At 41.6% G+C, this 18982-nt stretch carries 14 protein-coding genes; 11 read left to right on the forward strand and 3 right to left on the reverse strand.

Features of this window, described 5'->3' with window-relative positions:
• Positions 1 to 3 precede the first annotated feature (3 nt).
• Positions 4 to 2277, reverse strand: a complete 2274-nt coding sequence (gene glgB, locus BFS05_RS04600; RefSeq protein ID WP_180978599.1) for a 1,4-alpha-glucan branching protein GlgB — start codon at positions 2275 to 2277, stop codon at positions 4 to 6.
• A 135-nt stretch (positions 2278 to 2412) separates the two neighbouring features.
• Between glgB and BFS05_RS04605 the strand changes: the two genes are divergently transcribed.
• Entirely contained in the window at positions 2413 to 3009 is a 597-nt protein-coding gene (locus BFS05_RS04605) for a CarD family transcriptional regulator (protein ID WP_180978606.1), read from the forward strand.
• Between the two features lie 170 nt (positions 3010 to 3179).
• Here BFS05_RS04605 and BFS05_RS04610 read toward each other — a convergent pair whose 3' ends face one another.
• Complete coding sequence (locus BFS05_RS04610; RefSeq protein WP_103084807.1) at positions 3180 to 4241, reverse strand: metal ABC transporter solute-binding protein, Zn/Mn family; 1062 nt, start codon at positions 4239 to 4241, stop codon at positions 3180 to 3182.
• Positions 4242 to 4388: 147 nt separating this feature from the next.
• Here BFS05_RS04610 and BFS05_RS04615 point away from each other — a divergent pair, with 147 nt between their 5' ends.
• The 10 genes from BFS05_RS04615 (at position 4389) to BFS05_RS04665 (ending at position 17230) form a co-directional block, all read left to right on the forward strand.
• Positions 4389 to 5264, forward strand: coding sequence for a bifunctional methylenetetrahydrofolate dehydrogenase/methenyltetrahydrofolate cyclohydrolase (locus BFS05_RS04615; protein ID WP_103084808.1), 876 nt, complete (start codon positions 4389 to 4391; stop codon positions 5262 to 5264).
• A gap of 144 nt (positions 5265 to 5408) precedes the next feature.
• Positions 5409 to 6911 carry a 30S ribosomal protein S1 gene (gene rpsA / locus BFS05_RS04620; RefSeq protein WP_103084809.1) on the forward strand — a complete coding sequence of 501 codons (1503 nt, stop codon included), beginning with the start codon at positions 5409 to 5411 and terminating at the stop codon, positions 6909 to 6911.
• Positions 6912 to 7317: 406 nt separating this feature from the next.
• Complete coding sequence (locus tag BFS05_RS04625) at positions 7318 to 9006, forward strand: L,D-transpeptidase (RefSeq protein WP_103084810.1); 1689 nt, start codon at positions 7318 to 7320, stop codon at positions 9004 to 9006.
• Complete coding sequence (locus BFS05_RS04630; RefSeq protein ID WP_103084811.1) at positions 9003 to 10454, forward strand: App1 family protein; 1452 nt, start codon at positions 9003 to 9005, stop codon at positions 10452 to 10454. Before BFS05_RS04625 ends, BFS05_RS04630 begins: the two co-directional genes overlap by 4 nt.
• Positions 10455 to 10659: 205 nt before the next feature.
• Positions 10660 to 11205, forward strand: a complete 546-nt coding sequence (locus tag BFS05_RS04635) for a TM2 domain-containing protein (protein ID WP_103084838.1) — start codon at positions 10660 to 10662, stop codon at positions 11203 to 11205.
• Between the two features lie 157 nt (positions 11206 to 11362).
• Positions 11363 to 11887, forward strand: coding sequence for a GNAT family N-acetyltransferase (locus tag BFS05_RS04640; RefSeq protein WP_103084812.1), 525 nt, complete (start codon positions 11363 to 11365; stop codon positions 11885 to 11887).
• 55 nt (positions 11888 to 11942) lie between these two features.
• On the forward strand, positions 11943 to 12647 hold the full coding sequence (gene coaE / locus BFS05_RS04645; RefSeq protein ID WP_103084813.1) for a dephospho-CoA kinase: 705 nt from the start codon (positions 11943 to 11945) through the stop codon (positions 12645 to 12647).
• A gap of 86 nt (positions 12648 to 12733) precedes the next feature.
• Positions 12734 to 14848: an excinuclease ABC subunit UvrB gene (uvrB, locus tag BFS05_RS04650; RefSeq protein WP_103084814.1), complete on the forward strand. Its 2115-nt coding sequence runs from the start codon at positions 12734 to 12736 to the stop codon at positions 14846 to 14848.
• A 417-nt stretch (positions 14849 to 15265) separates the two neighbouring features.
• Positions 15266 to 15757, forward strand: a complete 492-nt coding sequence (locus BFS05_RS04660) for an SLATT domain-containing protein (protein ID WP_258004256.1) — start codon at positions 15266 to 15268, stop codon at positions 15755 to 15757.
• A gap of 18 nt (positions 15758 to 15775) precedes the next feature.
• Positions 15776 to 17230: an RNA-binding domain-containing protein gene (locus BFS05_RS04665; RefSeq protein WP_103084815.1), complete on the forward strand. Its 1455-nt coding sequence runs from the start codon at positions 15776 to 15778 to the stop codon at positions 17228 to 17230.
• A 469-nt stretch (positions 17231 to 17699) separates the two neighbouring features.
• Here BFS05_RS04665 and BFS05_RS06825 read toward each other — a convergent pair.
• Positions 17700 to 18982 (reverse strand): Ig-like domain-containing protein (locus BFS05_RS06825; RefSeq protein ID WP_258004252.1); only part of this gene is annotated, 1283 nt, incomplete at its 5' end.

Raw genomic sequence — 18982 nt, forward strand, 5'->3', positions numbered from 1 at the left:
CTTTCAGTCTTTCACAGGCTTAAGGAACACGGCACCCAATGCTGGTACAGTAATTCTTGCAGAATACGGACGAGAATGATACTCTTCAGCAGCTGCAGTAAATGTACCATTGTGAATATCCGATCCGCAATACTTAGCATCATCGGTTGTGAGAATCTCTTGCCACTTTCCTCCTTGAGGAAGTGCAACTTGATAATTCTGCCAAGCCTGACCTGAGAAGTTGACTACGACAACAATCAAATCGCCGTCATCGCCAATTCGCATGTAGCTCAAAGTATTGTGATCGCCATCATCGCTTGTAAGCCACTGGAATCCATCTGGAGTGAAATCTTGGCTCCAGAAAGCCCTAGAACTCTTATAAAGAGTATTCAAATCAGCTACAAGCTTTTGTACACCTTGATGGAATGGCCATTGCAGCTCGTTCCAGTTGAGTGAAGCGTTGAAATTCCATTCGCTTGATTGGCCAATTTCTCCACCCATGAAGAGCAAGTTCTTACCTGGGTGAGACCACTGGTAAGCAAGCAGTGCACGCAATCCTGCAAACTGTTGCCATTCATCTCCAGGCATCTTACCTAACAAAGAACCCTTGCCGTACACAACTTCATCGTGGCTTAATGGCAAAACGTAATGCTCGGAATAGGCATAAACCATTGAGAATGTAATCTCGTTATGATGCCAACGACGATTAATTGGTTCCTCTTTAAGGTATTGCAAAGTATCATGCATCCAGCCCATATTCCACTTCAAGCCGAAGCCTAAGCCGCCCATATCGGTTGGAGCAGTTACGCCTTGATAAGCAGTGGATTCCTCAGCAATCATCATGATGCCAGGATTATTCTTGTATGCAGTTGCGTTTGCTTCCTTAATGAAGTCAATTGCCTCAAGATTTTCGCGGCCACCATAAATATTTGGTCTCCACTGTCCTGCTTCACGGCTGTAATCCAAGTAAAGCATTGAGGATACTGCGTCAACACGCAATGCATCAACATGGTATTCGTCAAGCCAGAAGCATGCATTAGCAACGAGGAAGTTGCGAACTTCATGACGTCCGAAGTTGAAGATGTAAGTACCCCAATCAGGATGCTCTCCGCGCATAGGATCAGGATCTTCATACAAAGCTGTACCGTCAAAGCGACCGAGTGCAAAATCATCCTTAGGGAAGTGTGCAGGAACCCAGTCCATAATCACACCGATACCAGCCTTATGGAGCTTGTTAACCAAGTACTTAAAGTCGTCAGGGGAGCCCAAGCGAGAATCAACTGCGTAATAACCAGTTACCTGATATCCCCAAGAACCTGAGTATGGATACTGTGTAAGAGGCATAAACTCAACATGAGTGAAGCCTTCTTTTTCTACATAGTCAACAAGCTTATCTGCTAATTCGCGATAATTAGTTAAATCACGATTCCAGCTATTTGCTTGTACTTCGTAGATGCTGATAGGGCCATCGTGTGCATTGGTCTTAGCGCGGTTATCAAGCCATTCGCTATCATGCCACTTGAATTCAGAATCGACAACAACAGAACCTGTGTTTGGTGGAACCTCATGCGAGCGCTCCATAGGATCTGCTTTCATAATCCATGCGCCGGATTGTGTGAGGATCTCGAACTTATAAACTTCTCCTGCAACAATTCCAGGGATGAAAAGCTCCCAGATTCCAGAAGAACCCAATGAGCGCATGGCGTGACGACGTCCATTCCAGTAATTGAAATTACCTACTACTCGTACAGCACGTGCATTAGGTGCCCACACTGAGAACGCAGTACCTGTAATCTTCTTGACCATTTTGCCGGTTTCTGGAGAAACAAGTCCCCATGAATCGGTTATCGTCTTTACGTGTGCACCAAGTGCTTCCCACAAACGCTCATGACGGCCTTCGCCGAACAAATACATATCTAACTCGCCAACTTGCGGTAGATAACGGTATGGATCGTCATCGACTGACTCAGTGCCGTCTATTTCAACAGTACGTACGCGATAACTTGGTACTGACCACTCTTTAGAACGAGCGTGCTTGGTTGCAGGAATAACAGCGGTGAAAATACCATTATATTCGTGCTTAGCCTCGTACTCTCCAGACTTGGTAAGAATTACTACTTTCTTGGCCATTGGACGTAAAACGCGTACCGTGGCAGTTCCGGCTCCTTCGCCTGTTCCAAGATGTCCGCCAAGGACCTCATGTGGATTGTAATACTCTGCGTTGCTGACCGCAGCTAATACGTCCTGTCGGACTTCAACTGCGACTGCATCTTCATTGATGGTAGAAACTGTACTCATGCTCTCCATAATACATGCTTTCATGTATGAAGTCGCGTGTGTTTCGAGAAGTTATTAAAAAATATTAATTTTTTTCCTCAAGTCGTTAGCTTATGAGAAACTTTTATGAGTTTTTCTGTGCGTACGGAGGGTTCTGTGGAATATCAAGTCGGCGATATGGTCGTCTATCCTCGTCATGGTGCTGCTAGAGTCGAGGAAATCAGTGAGCGAACAGTAAAGGGTGTTACTCGACAATATTTGCGCCTTGTTGTTCTTTCATCAGACGGTCTGGAAATTAATGTTCCTGTTGACAGTGTCAAAAAAGTCGGCGTTAGAGATATTGTCGGCGCTAAAGAAGTAGCGAAAGTATTTGAGATTTTACGTACACCAATTATCGAAAAAGAGATGAATTGGTCTCGTCGTTATAAGCTTAACGTTGAAAAGATTGCTACTGGCGATGTTAATAAAATTGCAGAAGTAGTTCGCGATTTATCTCAAAGAGATGTGGATGAGCATGGCTTATCTGCAGGCGAAAAACGTATGCTTGCACGCGCTCGCAGTATTTTAATTTCAGAAATTGCTTTGTCTGAAAAGATTGATGAGCAGGAAGCTGAGCGTTTGTTAAATGTGAATCTCGGTTATGAGCATCCTCAAGATGGAGATGAGAATCATCATACTTCATTCCCTGAGGAACCTGCTTCTGAAACTTTAGCTTTGTTGGCTAGTAGTTCTCGTAAGTCTCGCAAAAAGTGAGTTAAAGTTTAGTTATTATAAGACTTTATAAATCTTTATAACGCTATATAAATCCTTATAAAAATAAAACTTTATAGAATAAGCCTTGTCTAAAACTTTTGATTTCAGACAAGGCTTTGTTTTTTTGAATTTTGTTGTTTTGCAGTATCTGTTTTACAGGATTACTTTTATTACTTTCCTGGGTCTGTTTGACCTTGATTAGAACGAGCTGGTCCAGGTACAACAGGCTTTGGTTTTTCAGTAACTAACTTACTAGGCTTCTTTAATTGCTTATCAATTTCTTCTCGCATTGATGAGCTCATTTTAGTTGCATTATCAATGTCGTCGCAAATCTTAATTATCCATGTATCGAGCTGCTTAGCATACGAAGGCATTAATTCGCTTACATTAATAATGCTTGTGTAGCTACGTCCTGCAATACCAGTAATCAAATTTATATTGTCATTTTTAGATTGCTGGGAATCGTTTATAAGAACATCGACTTTTCGGTCCTCAAGCATTTTACTAAAGTCAGAAACGCTTTTCGAGCTAGGATCGGTTTCTTGAGAAATAGCAGATAAGTAATCTTTTGGAGCGTTATCCTTAAGATTTAAATCTGACATAAGCCAGAATAAAATAGGAGAAGTAGAAGCAATCTTCAAATCCTTGTGTTTCTTAGCGAATTCGTCAAGATAATCCTCTAGCTTCTTTTCTCTATCTTTCCAATCATTTAATCTTTGCTCAAATTCCTTGCGCTTATTTGGTTTAACGCGAGAAAAAGCTTCAGATAATGAATTCGCCATTGCTTTTCTTGCATCTTTAGACATCCATAAGTATGGATTGTCTCCTTTAAGCGCTCCAACAGTACTTGCAGCGCTTACGTTTTCCGCTTGCTTTGGCAAATTCTTGGTTGCCCAATCGTCATAGCCTGCTCCGTTAGTTACAATTACTTGAGCTGAACTTAATGCTTCAGAAGTTTTTCCATTAAGCTTTACGTCAGATATATCTGTATCTGCTCCAGCTAGCAAAGACACTACTTTTACATCTGTTCCGCCAATTTCTTTTGCTAAAGTACCCCAAGTGTCTACCGTAGAAACTACGGATATTGGCTTATTTTTATCTTCTGTCGGCTTAGTGCTAGTATCAGGTGTTTGAGATCCGCATGCTGCAACGCTTAAGCCTATAAGTGATGCTATTGTAAATGTCGCAATAGTTTTGCATGTTTTCACTAAAGTTTTAACAGTGATACGCATCGTTGTCGCTCCTTCCGTCGTTTAATTACGTCGGCAAGTGGCGTACGTTCTATATGTGCTCGTATTTTTACGCGCAGTGTCGTACACCTCTATACCTCACGATAGCCTATCCATACGAATTGTGCGAGTCGGGAAGGGATAATTTTTATGGTTATTGTATTAGACGGTAAGGCTTTAGCTAGCAAGGTTAAAAAAAGCTTGGCTCAGCGTGTTGCTTTGCTTAAAGAAAAAGGTGTAGAGCCAGGTTTAGGAACGCTATTAGTAGGTAGTGATCCTGGTTCACTAAAGTATGTAGCTGGAAAGCATAAGGATTGCGAAGAAGTTGGGATTCGCTCAATCCGATGCGATTTGCCAGAAGATGCTAGTGAAGATGAAATTCTTGCTGCTGTCGAAAAATTAAATAATGATCCTCTTTGCACAGGTTTTATAGTGCAATTGCCTTTGCCTAAAGGCGTGGATTCTAAGAAGATTATTGAGGCAGTGGATCCTAAAAAAGATTGCGATGGAATGCATCCTTATAATTTAGGCGAATTGGTGATGCATATTTCTGGAGATATTGTTACACCTTTGCCTTGCACTCCGCGTGGAATTTTGGCTCTGCTTGATGAGTATGATATTAATCTTTCTGGAAAAGAAATTTGCGTGCTTGGCCGTGGTATTACTGTTGGTCGAACAATTGGTCTTCTTTTAACTAGAAGGGGAGTTGATGCAACTGTTACGTTGTGTCATACTCGCACGAAAAATGTGCAAGAAGTTATGCGTCGTTCTGACGTTATTATTGCAGCGATGGGCAGTGCTGGATTTGTTAAGCCAGAAGATGTGAAGCCTGGAGCTGTGCTGGTTGATGTTGGCGTATCTCGCGTGTTCGATGAAGAAGCTGGAAGATATCGCATAAAAGGTGATATTGACGTTGCGTGTAGAGATTTTGCTGGAGCGTATTCTCCAAACCCCGGCGGAGTTGGTCCAATGACTCGAGCAATGCTACTTGCAAATGTTGTAGATATGGCTGAACGCTTAGTGTAATAATCCGACACGCCCGAAGTAAAACACTTATTTTGGCTATGCCTATATATAACATTGACAGAGCGTGTGCAAAATGCGCCGCAAATATAACTAATAATTTAATATCGAGTAATATCCACCCCAAGAAGAAACCACTAATAAGTAATGGCAGAGAATAATAACGAAGTCGCCAAGGTTGCGATTAATGATATTGGCACCGAAGAAGACTTCATCAAGGCAGTCGATTCAACCATCAAGAATTTTGATGATGGTGATTTAGTTGAAGGTACCGTCGTAAAGATTGATCACGACGAAGTATTGTTGGATATCGGCTACAAAACTGAAGGTGTAATTCCTTCCCGTGAACTTTCAATCAAGAAAGACGTTGATCCAGATGATGTCGTTGAAGTTGGCGACACCATTGAAGCCCTTGTTGTCACTAAGGAAGACAAGGAAGGACGTCTTATTCTGTCCAAGAAGCGTGCACAGTATGAGCGTGCTTGGGGTGATATCGAGAAGATCAAAGATGCCGATGGTATTGTTGAAGGTACTGTTATTGAGGCTGTTAAGGGCGGCTTAATCGTAGACATCGGTTTGCGTGGCTTCTTGCCAGCTTCCCTCGTGGAAATGCGTCGCGTCCGCGATCTTTCCCCATACATTGGCCAGAAGATTAAGGCTAAGATTCTCGAGCTCGATAAGAATCGCAATAACGTTGTTCTTTCTCGTCGTCAGTTCCTCGAGGAAACCCAGTCTGAAGTTCGCGAAACCTTCCTTTCGCAGCTTAAGAAGGGTCAGATTCGTGAAGGCGTTGTGTCTTCTATCGTGAACTTCGGCGCATTCGTTGATCTCGGCGGTGTTGACGGTCTCATTCACGTTTCCGAGCTTTCTTGGAAGCATATCGATCACCCATCCGAGGTTGTTAAGGTTGGCGATAAGGTCACCGTTGAGGTTCTTGACGTTGATCTCGATCGCGAACGCATCTCCCTCTCCCTTAAGGCAACTCAGGAAGATCCATGGCAGCGCTTCGCTCGTACCCATGTTCCTGGACAGGTTGTTAAGGGCAAGGTCACCAAGATCGTTCAGTTCGGTGTGTTCATCTCCGTTGAAGACGGCATCGAGGGCTTGGTTCACATTTCCGAGCTTGCTAACCGTCATGTAGAGAACCCAGAAACTGTTGTTAAGGGTGGCGAAGAAGTATTCGTTAAGGTTATTGACGTAGACCTCGATCGTCGTCGTATCTCGCTCTCCTTGAAGCAAGCTAACGAGGCTGTTGATCCAAATTCTGAAGATTTCGATCCAGCTCTCTACGGTATGCCAGCTGAGTATGACGAAGAAGGAAACTACAAGTACCCAGAAGGCTTCGATCCAAACACTAACGAGTGGATTGCTGGTTACGAGCAGCAGCGCGAAGAGTGGGAAGCACAGTATGCAGCAGCTCACGAATTGTGGGAGCAGCACAAGGTGTTCGCCGCTAAGGAACTCGCAGCTGCAGCAGAATCCGCAGCCGCTGATGGTCAGCAGGAAGAAGCTGAAAAGAAGCCAGCTAAGGAAGAAAAGAAGGAAGAAGTTGCTTCCAACTATTCTTCTGAAGCAACTAGCGAAGGTGCTTTAGCTGATTCCGATCAGCTCGCAGCTTTGCGTGAACAGCTCTTAAGCGAAAAGAAGTAGTTTCTGCTTAAATTTTAGAAACTTTACTTAGCAGTTGTTTTAGTTATAAATGACTGTTATGTAATGTTTTGAATGTGCTCCGGTGATGTTATGTTCATCGGGGCACATTTTTATTTAAAGCATAATTTTGTGTTTTTGAATCAACTTTTTTAGTTAACTCTAGTTTTGTGAGCCAACTCTAGATTTGTACACAAATGCAACTTTGTATTCGACACTAGCTTGGTATTAAACGATAGCTTGGTGCACCAAGGCTGGCTTGTTACTTAACATAAACACCGATTTGGGAATTATTAACGAATCAACTAGAATTAGCACTAATTTGGGAGCTATCGTAATTAGTTTTATGCGGTTAGTGGTAGCATAAATTTTGCATTTTGTGCATAAAAGTGAGTAGAGGTTTGAGAGTATGACAAATCCTAACAATTTTACTGATTTTGGCGATAACGCAAATAATTCTGTAAATAATTCTGTAAATAATCCAAACAGCAATTATTTTTCATCTTATAATTCTTCCAGCGCGGAAGATAATGATGAAACTACTTCTATGAGCGTTGCTGATATTGCAAGCGTGTCTTCAAAATCTGACGACGGTCTATTTAGCGCATCGCCTGAATCGCGTAAAAATAGTAATAAAAGTCGCGTTAAGAATCGTTCTGCAGCTCCTTTCCTTTACTCTTTGCTAGTTGTTTTAATTTTGATTGTTGGAGCTTATCTAGGAACTTCATGGTACTTCCATGATCGCGTTGTTCCTGGCGTGCATTTTGGTAACGATAAACTTACTGAAAGAATTGTTGGCAAAAAAGCTGACGATGTTGAACGCGTAGTTGAGGATGCTGTCTCAAGCTCCGTGTTTAAAATCAGTGACGACAGGGGCAATGATCTTGATGCTAAGTTTGATGACTTGCATGTAAAGCCAGATGTGAAAGCAACTGTTCGTAATATTATGAGCGCAAAGCATGATAATTTCCTTACTATGCTTTTCCCTTGGGTTGGAACAAATGTAAGTCTTTCAGTTACCGCAGATCATTCTGGAATGAATGCTTATGTTGTCAACTATTTCGTTAAAGAATCAGATCGAGCTGTACCTTACACTCCAGAATTCAACAAGAAAGAGAAAAAGTTTGTTGTAAAAGACGGCATGCCTGGACGCTCTATTGAGATTTTGCCTGTAGACGAAGCAATTAAAAAGATGATTGCAAATCCTGGTCATGTTGCTAAAGTCGCGGTTGTTTATCGCCGTGTGAATGCTCCTATCACACAAGATGATGCGCAAAAAGTAGCTGATCAACTTAATACTTTGCTTTCTAAGAAAATCAAGTTCGATAATAGCAATGGTAAAGATTTCACTTTGCCTAAGGAAGTTCTTGCTTCGTTTGTAAGGATCAATTCCGATGATTCCAATCATAAGATTTCGTATGATATAGATAATGATGCTGTTGGAAAGTGGCTTTCTGAAAATCTTCCTAAAGAATTAAATCAAGAAAAGGTGAATCAGGAAGATTCCGTAGATAAAAATGGAAAGGTTATTCTCACTATTAATAAAGGTGTGAATGGCGTTTCTATTAAATATTCAGACGATATTTCTAAGAAAGTTATTTCAGCTTTGAAGGATCAAAAGGATATCAAAGTTTCTGTTCCTGCGGAAGTTTCTAAGTTTAAAGTTGATAAGAAACTCATAGAAATGCGAATTGTCGTAGATAAAAGTAAGCAGATTGCAACAGTTTATAAGAATGATGAAGTTGTTAAGACATTCCCAGTTTGCACAGGTCTTACCAATCTTGCTGAAACCGACAATGGTACTTTCTATATTTATTTGAGATACGACGTGCAAACTATGCGCGGTGTGCATGAATTTGATGGTACTACTTACGTTTTGCCTGGTATACGCTGGGTTAGCTACTTTAATGGCGGTGAAAGCTTCCATACTGCTGCTTGGAATTCTGTTGGAATTTCTACCGGTGATCCTGCAAAGCACGGTTCAAATGGATGTGTAAACATGTATGAAGCTGACGCTCGTTGGATTTACGATAATTGCCCTCGCGGTACCATCGTGCAAGTTATTGGAACTACTCCAAATGGTCCGGTGCGTAAATGAGTAATAGTGACGTGCAAGATCATATCGACTTTGATAATGATTTAAGTGACTCCGATTCTGATGCAGATATAGATGCAGATATAGATGCGGATAGAGATTCTTCTTCTACAGACTCTGATTCTTCTGCAGATTCTGCTTCGGATTCGGAACGCAAATCAATCGTTGACAAAGTAGAGTGTTCTCCACGTAAACCAGCTAGGTGTATCAGCAGTACTCCAATTCCTGTGCATGCCACAGCAACACTGTTTGATACACCAGCGCCGGAAGAGCTTATAGATGATAAACCATTTATAGTTCGTTGCTTACGAAAATTTGTTACATCATCAGTAGGCATGTGGATGCGTATAGCTGGTAAAGTATCGCGTAAATTTGGTTTTTATCCAAGTGTTGAGCCTTATATTGGCTATGGCACTGATTCCTACGCGCGTCTTATATGTCGTACAGTTTACGCTCCAAGTAAAGGACATCATTCTGTGCTTAAGCGCGGCATTTACGCAATGCTTGTTGTTCCTGCCGTACGCGTTAGAGTATCCATTTCTATTGATGATGTACCTGTAGAACGCGCGCAAGTCGGCGATTCTGAAGTATACGACAAAATAGACGCTCGTGGAGTTTGCGGAGCTGAGTATTGTATTTCGGATCGTGCAGGATATCTTGATTTAATAACTGAACGAGCATTATGCGTTGGAAGACACACTGTTACTTATAGTGTTGATGGCCGTGAACCTGTTGAATCTAGTTTATTTGCTATTTCACCATCTGCTTCTATTGGAATTATTTCTGACGTAGATGACACTATTATGGTCACTCAGGCTCCATCTCCTATAAAAGCTGCTTACAATGTGCTTATTATGAATCCAGAACATCGCTCGCCAGTTAGAGGCATGTCTTCGCTGTTCTCGAAAATTTCTAAGCTTCTGCCAGACGCGCCATTTTTCTATCTCTCTACATCGCCTTGGAATGTTGAAGCTTCTATTAGGCATTTTATTGTGCGTGAAGGTTTTCCTGAAGGTCCATTATTATTGCGCGATTTGGATCCAAGACCTAAAACTTTTATCCCAACCGGCCCTCAGCATAAAATGGAATTTGCTGCACAGCTTATGGATGATTTTCCACATATGCGTTTTATTTTATTGGGTGATGACGGTCAAAAAGATCCGAGCACTTATGCGAAAATCATTGAACAATATCCTGGTCGCGTGGCTGCAGTTGGTATACGTCAGCTCAAACATAATGCCACCGTAAAAGATTTTCGACGTCGTTGCGCTCACGATTTTAATATCTCTTTTTCTACTTCTCGCTTGGCGTATAGCGATATTGATAAAACATCTGATGCTGTTGGTGCTGCTGGAACTGTTAATGGAGTACCATTTTTTGTTTCTCCAGAAGGTGAATCTCTTTCAGAGATGTTGCTGCCTTATATTACAAATTTGTCAAATAATCTTTAAATGCTGAAAAATATACTGTTGAATGCCTGAAAAACAGTAAAAAGTATAGTAGAAAATCTTTATGTATCTTCTGTAAATCTTTTATTTTTGGTGTGTTTCGTATGCACATATGTGTAAAATCTGTCATTAATGTGAGTTTGAACTCAGATTTGTGTTTAAGCTGATGTTGTGAATTAGTAAGTTTATAAGAGAAAGTGTGAATGTTATGGGTGACATGGACAGCCAGAATGGTGAATACACTGAATCAAACGATCAGACTCAGCCAGAGTACGGCCAGACTGAGTACGGCCAAGATCAGACTCAGCCAGAGTACGGCCAGACTGAGTACGGCCAAGATCAGACTCAGCCAGAGTACGGCCAGGATCAGGCCCAGGCTCAGCCAGAGTACGGACAGCAGTATGCTCAACCACAATATGATCAGCAGTATGCTCAGCCTCAGTACAGTGATCCTCAGTACACTCAGCCACAGTACAATCAGCAGTATGTAGACTATTCACAGAATGAAGTTGTTGTTAGCAAGCGCAGTAAGATTGTTGCAGCTATACTTGCATTCTTCCTCGGATATCTTGGTGTACATAACTTCTACCTGGGTAAGACAGGTAGGGGTGTTGCTCAGCTTCTTTTGACTATTTCAGTTTTCTTCTGCTGGATTAGTGGCATTTGGGCATTCATTGAGTTCATTATGATTCTTTGCTCTAAGCCAGGCTCTGAGTATCACCAGGATGGCGATGGAGCTGAGTTGCAGGACTAGTTTTTGCAAATTTAGTTTTAAGCTTTCTAAATAATTTTATAAATAAAAGATGTGTTTTAGAATCCAATTTCCGAAGCACATCTTTTATTTTTATATTTAAAAATAAGAAATTATAGTGATTGAGTAAATAAGAGAAAGTATTTAGAAGAATAATTTTATGAAGAATATTGAAATTAAAAAATTAGATTATTCAGAAGCCAAAGATAATATGAATATAATTTTAGACTTATATCTAAAAGCGTTTCCTAAAGAACTTGATCGTATAGATAATGTTCGTGAACGCATATTAGATAGTTTGAAATATAACAGTAGTGCGCTTTTACTTGTTGCTATGATGAATAATCGTATTATCGGTGTTTTGTATGGCATAGAATTATTACAAGATAATTGGTATGCGAATCAAATTAAACCATTTTTATCCGAAAATTATGATTGGTTTAATCAAAGCTTAGAGTTAAATGAGTTATTTGTAGATCCTGAGTTCCAGCATCTAGGCGTGGGTAGAGCTCTTATGAAGAATGTTGAAAATCTTAAATTATATAAGACAATAATTTTATCTACAGAAAAAGATAACAATGCGATTGCTTTAGATTTTTATAACAAGCTTGGATACAGTTTATTAACTGATAATTGGAAATCCTATTACGGGCCTATTTACTGCGTGCTATATAAGAAGTTTTAGTAAGGACAATGATAGCTTACGTTATTGTGCGAAATGTATCGTTTATAATCAAAATATGACAATGATGCGGATTGCTGTAACGGGCGGAATTGCAGCCGGAAAATCTACTGTAGTAAACCATTTGCGTTCGCGTGGCGCGTTTGTTATAGATTACGACGTTTTAGCGCGTAAAGTAGTGGAACCAGGAAGCGCAGTATTGCAACAAATAGTAGGCATTTTTGGGGAAAATGCCGTTAAGAATGATGGCTCTTTGAATCGAGCGTTTATTGCGGAGCGTATTTTTGGAGATGGCGATGAACGTAAGAAAGAGTTAAGTAAGATTGAGTCTATAATTCATCCTGCTATTTATGATTGCGCAAAGCTTTTAGAAAGCGAATATAAAAGCGAGTGTGATAGGAAAATTTCTAAGGAAGATTGCTGTGAACGAGCATCTTTAAGTTCAGTTATTGTGCACGACATTCCACTTCTTGCGCAAGTAATTGACAGCATTCCATTTAGTTTTGACCATATTATTACTGTTGAAGCTCCTCGAGAAATTCGCGTTAAGAGAATGATAAGCGAGCGAAATATGACTGAGAGTCAGGCTTTAGCGCGAATAAATAGTCAACTTCCAAGTAAAGTTCGAAAAGATATGGCGGATTTTGTAGTTGATTCCACTAAACCAATGGAATCTATGCTTAACAGTGTTGACGATATGTTGAAATCATGGTTGCGCGAAATAAACAATAAAAGCGCTGAAATAGCGAAATTGGGGAAGTAAAAAACTTGGGAAGTAAAAAACTTGGGAAGTAAAAAACTTGGGAAGTAAAAAACTTGGGAAGTAAAAGATTGGGGAAGTAAAAGATTATGTCGAATAAAATTCAGCGCACAAACAAGCCTTTTGTAGTAAAAGCACCATACAAGCCTTCAGGGGACCAGCCGCAAGCAATCGAAGAGTTGGCAAATCGCATTGAAAACGGCGAAAACGATGTTGTTTTAATGGGTGCTACGGGCACTGGTAAAACTGCTACAACCGCTTGGCTTATTGAGCGTTTGCAACGACCGACGCTTATTATTGAGCCGAATAAGACTTTGGCAGCTCAGCTTTGCGCGGAATTTCGTGAGCTTATGCCAGATAATGCTGTGAGCTATTTTGTGTCTTATTACGATTACTATCAGCCGGAAGCGTACATTCCGCAAACAGACACGTATATTGAAAAAGACTCGAATATTAACGATGATGTTGAGCGTCTTCGTCACGCAGCTACAGCGAATTTGCTTACGCGACGGGATTGCGTTGTTGTAGCTACTGTTTCTTGCATTTATGGACTTGGTACTCCAGAGGAGTATGCCGAGCGAATGCTTATGCTAAACGTTGGCGAGCAGCTTGAGCGAGATGATTTATTGCGTCAATTCGTGAGCATGCAATACAAGCGCAATGACATTGCTTTTACGCGTGGAACTTTTAGAGTGCGCGGTGACACAGTTGAGATTATTCCAGTGTACGAGGAATTAGCTGTGAGAATTGAGTTCTTTGGTGACGAAATAGACAGAATTACAATGTTGCATCCGCTTACAGGAGAAGTAATTCGCCAGGAGAACAGCGTTCATATTTTCCCAGCATCTCACTATATTGCGGGTCCGGAGCGCATGGAGCGCGCGTTAGAGGCGATTGAAAAAGAGCGTGACGAGAGAGTTGCACAGCTTAAAAAGCAGAATAAATTGCTGGAAGCTCAGCGTTTGGAAATGCGAACTACATACGATTTGGAAATGCTTAGACAGGTTGGAGTTTGCCCGGGAGTGGAAAATTATTCTAGACATTTTGACGGCCGCGCGGCTGGCACGCCTCCGCATACTTTGCTTGACTTTTTCCCAGACGACTTTTTGCTAGTTTTAGACGAATCGCATGTAACAGTGCCGCAAATTGGAGCCATGTATGAAGGCGACGCTTCGCGCAAAAGAACGCTTGTAGAGCATGGCTTTAGGCTTCCTTCTGCAATGGATAATCGCCCGTTAAAGTGGAAAGAATTTTTGGAGCATATTGGTCAAACTGTGTATCTTTCGGCAACACCTGGAGATTACGAGCTGGGGCTTTCAGATGGCGTAGTTGAGCAGATTATTAGGCCTACAGGTTTGCTTGATCCTAAGATTGAGGTTCGCCCTGTAGAAGGTCAGGTTGACGATTTGCTTGCGGAAATCAAGGAGCGAGTAGCAAAAGATGAGCGCGTGCTTGTTACTACGCTTACAAAGAAAATGGCGGAAGATTTAACTGATTACTTTTTGGAGCTTGGTATTAAAGTTGAGTACTTGCATTCGGATGTTGATACTTTGCGCAGAGTGGAGCTTTTGCGCGAGCTTCGTGAAGGCAAAATTGATGTGATTGTTGGCATTAATTTGCTTCGTGAGGGTTTGGATTTGCCGGAAGTTTCTCTTGTTGCGATTTTGGATGCAGATAAGGAAGGCTTCTTAAGGTCTTACCGTTCGCTTATTCAGACGATTGGTCGTGCTGCTCGTAACGTTTCTGGAACTGTTCTTATGTATGCGGATACGGTTACGGATGCTATGAGCAAGGCGATTAGCGAGACGGAGCGTCGCCGCGAAAAGCAAATCGCGTATAACAAGGCTCATGGAATTGATCCTAAGCCTTTGCGAAAGAAGATTAGCGATGTGAACGACATGCTTGCTAAAGAGGATGTTGATACTCAAACTTTGCTAGCAGGCGGTTACAGAAATGCTAATAAGGCTGGGAACTCGCATTATGGTGTGCCAAAAGAGCCGAATCTTGGGCAGAAAAGTAAAGAAAAGCGTATGGCGAATATCTCTGCGTTGCCACAAGATGAGATTATTTCTTTAATTAAGAATTTGAGCGAGCAGATGCATGTTGCTGCAGAACAGTTGCAATTCGAGCTTGCAGCGCGTTTGCGCGACGAAATACGCGATCTAAAGAAAGAGTTGCGGCAAATGGATGCGGCTAATAAGTGAGGGTAATGAGTGATGGTAAGTGAGCGTTGCTAATTGATGATTGTGTGCTACTTGTAAGCACATAAGAACGATCAGAGATGATTCTTATTCGAGCTATCATCTGTCAGGAATTTTAATTGATTCCTTTGTATATGTTGCGATGGGAGGATGGCATTTTACTGATGGAGATAGCAATTCCTCAAGCCAACAAAGATCGTATGAACAGGCATTACTTAATTATTATAATCGTATTTCGTGCAACGGAATATTTGCGCCAAGTCTATCTGCTCCCGGAAGCGGAATGTTGATTGATACTACAAAAGGGATGGTATATCCTCGGCAAGATCCTAAATAGGATGGTATCTGAGTAAAATGGAAAGTGATAAAAGCTATAGGGCACTATTAAAAAATTAAATAAAGGATGCTTGTGGAAAAGTTATATACACATATACTGCGCATCACAAATTAGCTGATCGACTTGAGAAAGAAAATAAGTATGTGAAGAATGCACAGATTATATTGACCGCACTTTCTTCTTGCGGATTTTTTGCCAGCATTATAACAAACAAGGTCATATTGACATGGGTAGGTGGAATTGCTGCTGTATTGTCTTTGTGCCTAAATCTATATGCCAAGGAATATAAGATTCAAAATGAAGTAAGTCAGCATCGAAATGCAGCAAATATGTTGTGGGGTATTCGAGAAGAGTATGTTTCCTTATTAGTTGATTTTGAAGTGCTTGACGATAGTGAGATACAAAAAAGAGAGATGTTCTTTGTAATAAAGTTTCAGAAGTCAATAATAGTTATCCTGCAACTGATGAGAGAAGCTACAGGGCTGTGCAGAAGGCTTTGCAAAAGGAAGAAGAACAGACTTTTAAGGAGAACGAGGTTGATTCCATTTTACATAATGGAATTGATAAGTGAATAATCGAAAGGGGTGAGTTATATGATACTCCCTGAAAATTTGATGAACTTGATTCGTCAGGGCGAGGGGCTGACAGTCGAATTCAAAAAATCAACAAAAGATATTACGAAGGATGTCTACGATACTGTTTGCTCTTTTTCTAATCGGGATGGCGGTCATATTTTCTTTGGCGTGAAGGATAACGGTACGATTCTCGGTGTTGATAAAGACTGCGTTGAACAGATGAAGAAAAATTTTGTTACTACGATCAACAATGAGAGAAAAATGTATCCTCCACTCTATTTGACTACAGAGGAATATGAGATCGATGGGCGTATTGTTCTTTATGTCTATGTCCCGGTTGGAAAAACCGTTTATCGCAATGCGGGCAGAATATTTGATCGCAATAATGAGTCTGACATCGATATTACAGATAATGCGGATATGGTTTTCAACCTTTATGCCCGTAAGCAAAGTACCTATTTTGTGAATAAGGTTTACCCTGCCATCCCGGTTTCAAGCCTTCGCCATGATCTTATGGATCGAGCAAGGAGAATGACGAGAGTGAATACTGAGCACCATCCGTGGATTGACATGACGGATGAGGAGATGCTCAGAAGCTGTGGGCTTATACTTGAGGATCCGGAAACGAACAAAGAAGGTATCACACTTGCGGCAGTCTTACTCTTTGGTACGGATAACCGTATCATGTCCGTGTTACCGCAGCATAAGACAGACGCTATTTTCAGAGTGTTCAATGTTGATCGTTATGATGACAGGGATGTGGTGATCACAAACCTGATTGAAAGCTACGATCGTTTGATGGAATTTGGAAAGAAGCATCTGAATGATGTTTTTACATTGTATGGTGTCCAGCGGATAAGCGCCAGAGATAAAATCCTGCGTGAGATTATTTCCAATTTGTTGATGCACCGTGATTTTTCCAGTGGATATGTACCGAAGCTTGTCATTGAACGGAATAAGATTACAACAGAGAATGCCAATCTTGCGCATGGACACGGCAACCTAAATCTGAAAACATTCAAGCCATTTGCAAAGAATCCGCCGATAGCAAAAGTGTTCCGTGAGATCGGTCTTGCTGACGAACTGGGAAGTGGTATGCGCAACAGCTATAAATACACGAAAATGTATTCTGGTGGAGAGCCTGTCTTTACAGAGGCAGATGTTTTTACGACAGTGATTCCTCTTTCTGAGGCTGCAACTGCCACGGTCGGGCCGACTACCCAAGGTACTACCCAAGGTACTACCCAAGGTACTACCCAAGGTACTATGCAAGCTGAACTGAGCGAAAGAGATAAGACGTTAGTTAATCTCTTACTGAAGCATCCGTACCATACACAAGCAAAGATTGCGAATGAATTAAACTGGGATGTTAATACTGTGAAATATTATATAAATAAGCTAAAGAAGGATTCCGTAATTCTACGCCACGGGACAAGTCAGAACGGCTATTGGGAAGTTATTTATAAGAATTGAGATAAATATATTCATCTGCATTTTAGGGCACTCCAAAGCGCACCTATAGATCAAGCCAAAGTGCCAAAACGCCAAGATGACGTTTTAAGTGGCGTTTTGAATGATGTTTTGGCTGTTTGAGGAAACATGTCGACGGTGTAGGGTCGAGTGCACAGGATGTTAACGTTAAAAGGTGCACACACCTCGCACCTATCCTGCACCCAGCTGTTTATACGCGGAAATGTGGTTTAAGAGCAATTTTTATATTGCAGTTCTGTCAAAAATTGTTCTTATTGATTTTATTATCGTTTATTTGAAAATATTCAAAGATGGTTCTTCTTAAATAAGATATGTTTTGAATCACAATACAAGAGTTCGTATGTGTAAGTGAGCAGTGATATAGAAAAGGAGCTGGGGTTGTGGCTCAGCTCCTTTTCCTAATTATTTTCAATTATTAGTTTACTTTTGTTTAATTTTGTAGGTGAACTTTTTACTCGCGATTCTTCTTGCGAGAGAAGAATGCTGCTGCAGCTCCCAGTACACCAATCATTGCGCTGATCAATCCTACTCGTTCCACTTCGGCACCAGTCTTTACTAATTGGGACGAATGCTTTGCAGGAACCTTGTTGCCGGACTTATTAGATGCGTTGGAACCTGAAGCACCAGTGGATGCGTTACCAGCGTTGCTGTTTCCAGCATTACCGGTTTCAGCGTTACCAGCGTTGTTAGACGTGGAATCGTTACCCGAATCAGATTCAGAACTATTGCTGTTTCCAGTCTCAGAACCAGAACCGGAATCAGAACCAGAACCTGAATCAGAACCTGTTCCAGAACCAGAATTTCCGCCGTTGTTTCCGGCTTTACCAGTGGCTTCGTCACTGTTGGTACCGTTACCCTTCTTATCTTTAGCTTTTACCTCACTATTGTCTTTGACTTTGTTTGCTGGAATAGTGACTTTACCAGTAGTTTTATCAACGGTTACGCCTTCTGGAGTGTTACCAGTCCAGTTTCCATCTTTGTCTTTCTTGACAGTGATGGTCTTCTCGTTGGTTTCACCTTCTGGCGTATAAGTGATTTCCAGACTATCAGTACCGGCTGCTGGTGTTACGTCAACAGAACCATTGTCTTGAGGCGTGACAGTTGGAGCAGTTGGCTTAGCTGCTGGTGTTTCACCGGTTACGGTCGTTTCGACTGGGGTTCCGGTTGCACCGTCCTTGCTTGGAGTGAGCGTGAGCTTGGTGTTCGGGTCTTGCTTATCAATATCGACAGTGAAGGTTCCGTCGTCTTTAGCTGTTGTTTCGCCAACTGTTTGACCGTTCTTGCTGATAGTGACTTTTGCGCCTGGAGTGGCTTTACCACTCACGGTTGTCTTGTCTTTACCAGTCTTGTTTTCAGCTTTCTGCTCGCTAACAGCTGGTTTTCCTGCTGCTGGTGTTTCACCGGTTACGGTCGTTTCGACTGGGGTTCCGGTTGCACCGTCCTTGCTTGGAGTGAGCGTGAGCTTGGTGTTCGGGTCTTGCTTATCAATATCGACAGTGAAGGTTCCGTCGTCTTTAGCTGTTGTTTCGCCAACTGTTTGACCGTTCTTGCTGATAGTGACTTTTGCGCCTGGAGTGGCTTTACCACTCACGGTTGTCTTGTCTTTACCAGTCTTGTTTTCAGCTTTCTGCTCGCTAACAGCTGGTTTTCCTGCTGCTGGTGTTTCACCGGTTACGGTCGTTTCGACTGGGGTTCCGGTTGCACCGTCCTTGCTTCTGTCTCTTATCCACATCT

It is taken from the genome of Gardnerella coleohominis, from assembly GCF_002896555.1.
GTDB lineage: Bacteria > Actinomycetota > Actinomycetes > Actinomycetales > Bifidobacteriaceae > Bifidobacterium > Bifidobacterium vaginale_F.

What these genes read in the sequence shown, in the direction of transcription:
- glgB (WP_180978599.1), bottom strand. Translation starts at nt 2,277, where the DNA reads ATGAGTACAGTTTCTACCATCAATGAAGATGCAGTCGCAGTTGAAGTC.
- BFS05_RS04610 (WP_103084807.1), bottom strand. Translation starts at nt 4,241, where the DNA reads ATGCGTATCACTGTTAAAACTTTAGTGAAAACATGCAAAACTATTGCG.
- BFS05_RS04615 (WP_103084808.1), top strand. Translation starts at nt 4,389, where the DNA reads ATGGTTATTGTATTAGACGGTAAGGCTTTAGCTAGCAAGGTTAAAAAA.
- rpsA (WP_103084809.1), top strand. Translation starts at nt 5,409, where the DNA reads ATGGCAGAGAATAATAACGAAGTCGCCAAGGTTGCGATTAATGATATT.
- BFS05_RS04625 (WP_103084810.1), top strand. Translation starts at nt 7,318, where the DNA reads ATGACAAATCCTAACAATTTTACTGATTTTGGCGATAACGCAAATAAT.
- BFS05_RS04630 (WP_103084811.1), top strand. Translation starts at nt 9,003, where the DNA reads ATGAGTAATAGTGACGTGCAAGATCATATCGACTTTGATAATGATTTA.
- BFS05_RS04635 (WP_103084838.1), top strand. Translation starts at nt 10,660, where the DNA reads ATGGGTGACATGGACAGCCAGAATGGTGAATACACTGAATCAAACGAT.
- BFS05_RS04640 (WP_103084812.1), top strand. Translation starts at nt 11,363, where the DNA reads ATGAAGAATATTGAAATTAAAAAATTAGATTATTCAGAAGCCAAAGAT.
- coaE (WP_103084813.1), top strand. Translation starts at nt 11,943, where the DNA reads ATGACAATGATGCGGATTGCTGTAACGGGCGGAATTGCAGCCGGAAAA.
- uvrB (WP_103084814.1), top strand. Translation starts at nt 12,734, where the DNA reads ATGTCGAATAAAATTCAGCGCACAAACAAGCCTTTTGTAGTAAAAGCA.
- BFS05_RS04665 (WP_103084815.1), top strand. Translation starts at nt 15,776, where the DNA reads ATGATACTCCCTGAAAATTTGATGAACTTGATTCGTCAGGGCGAGGGG.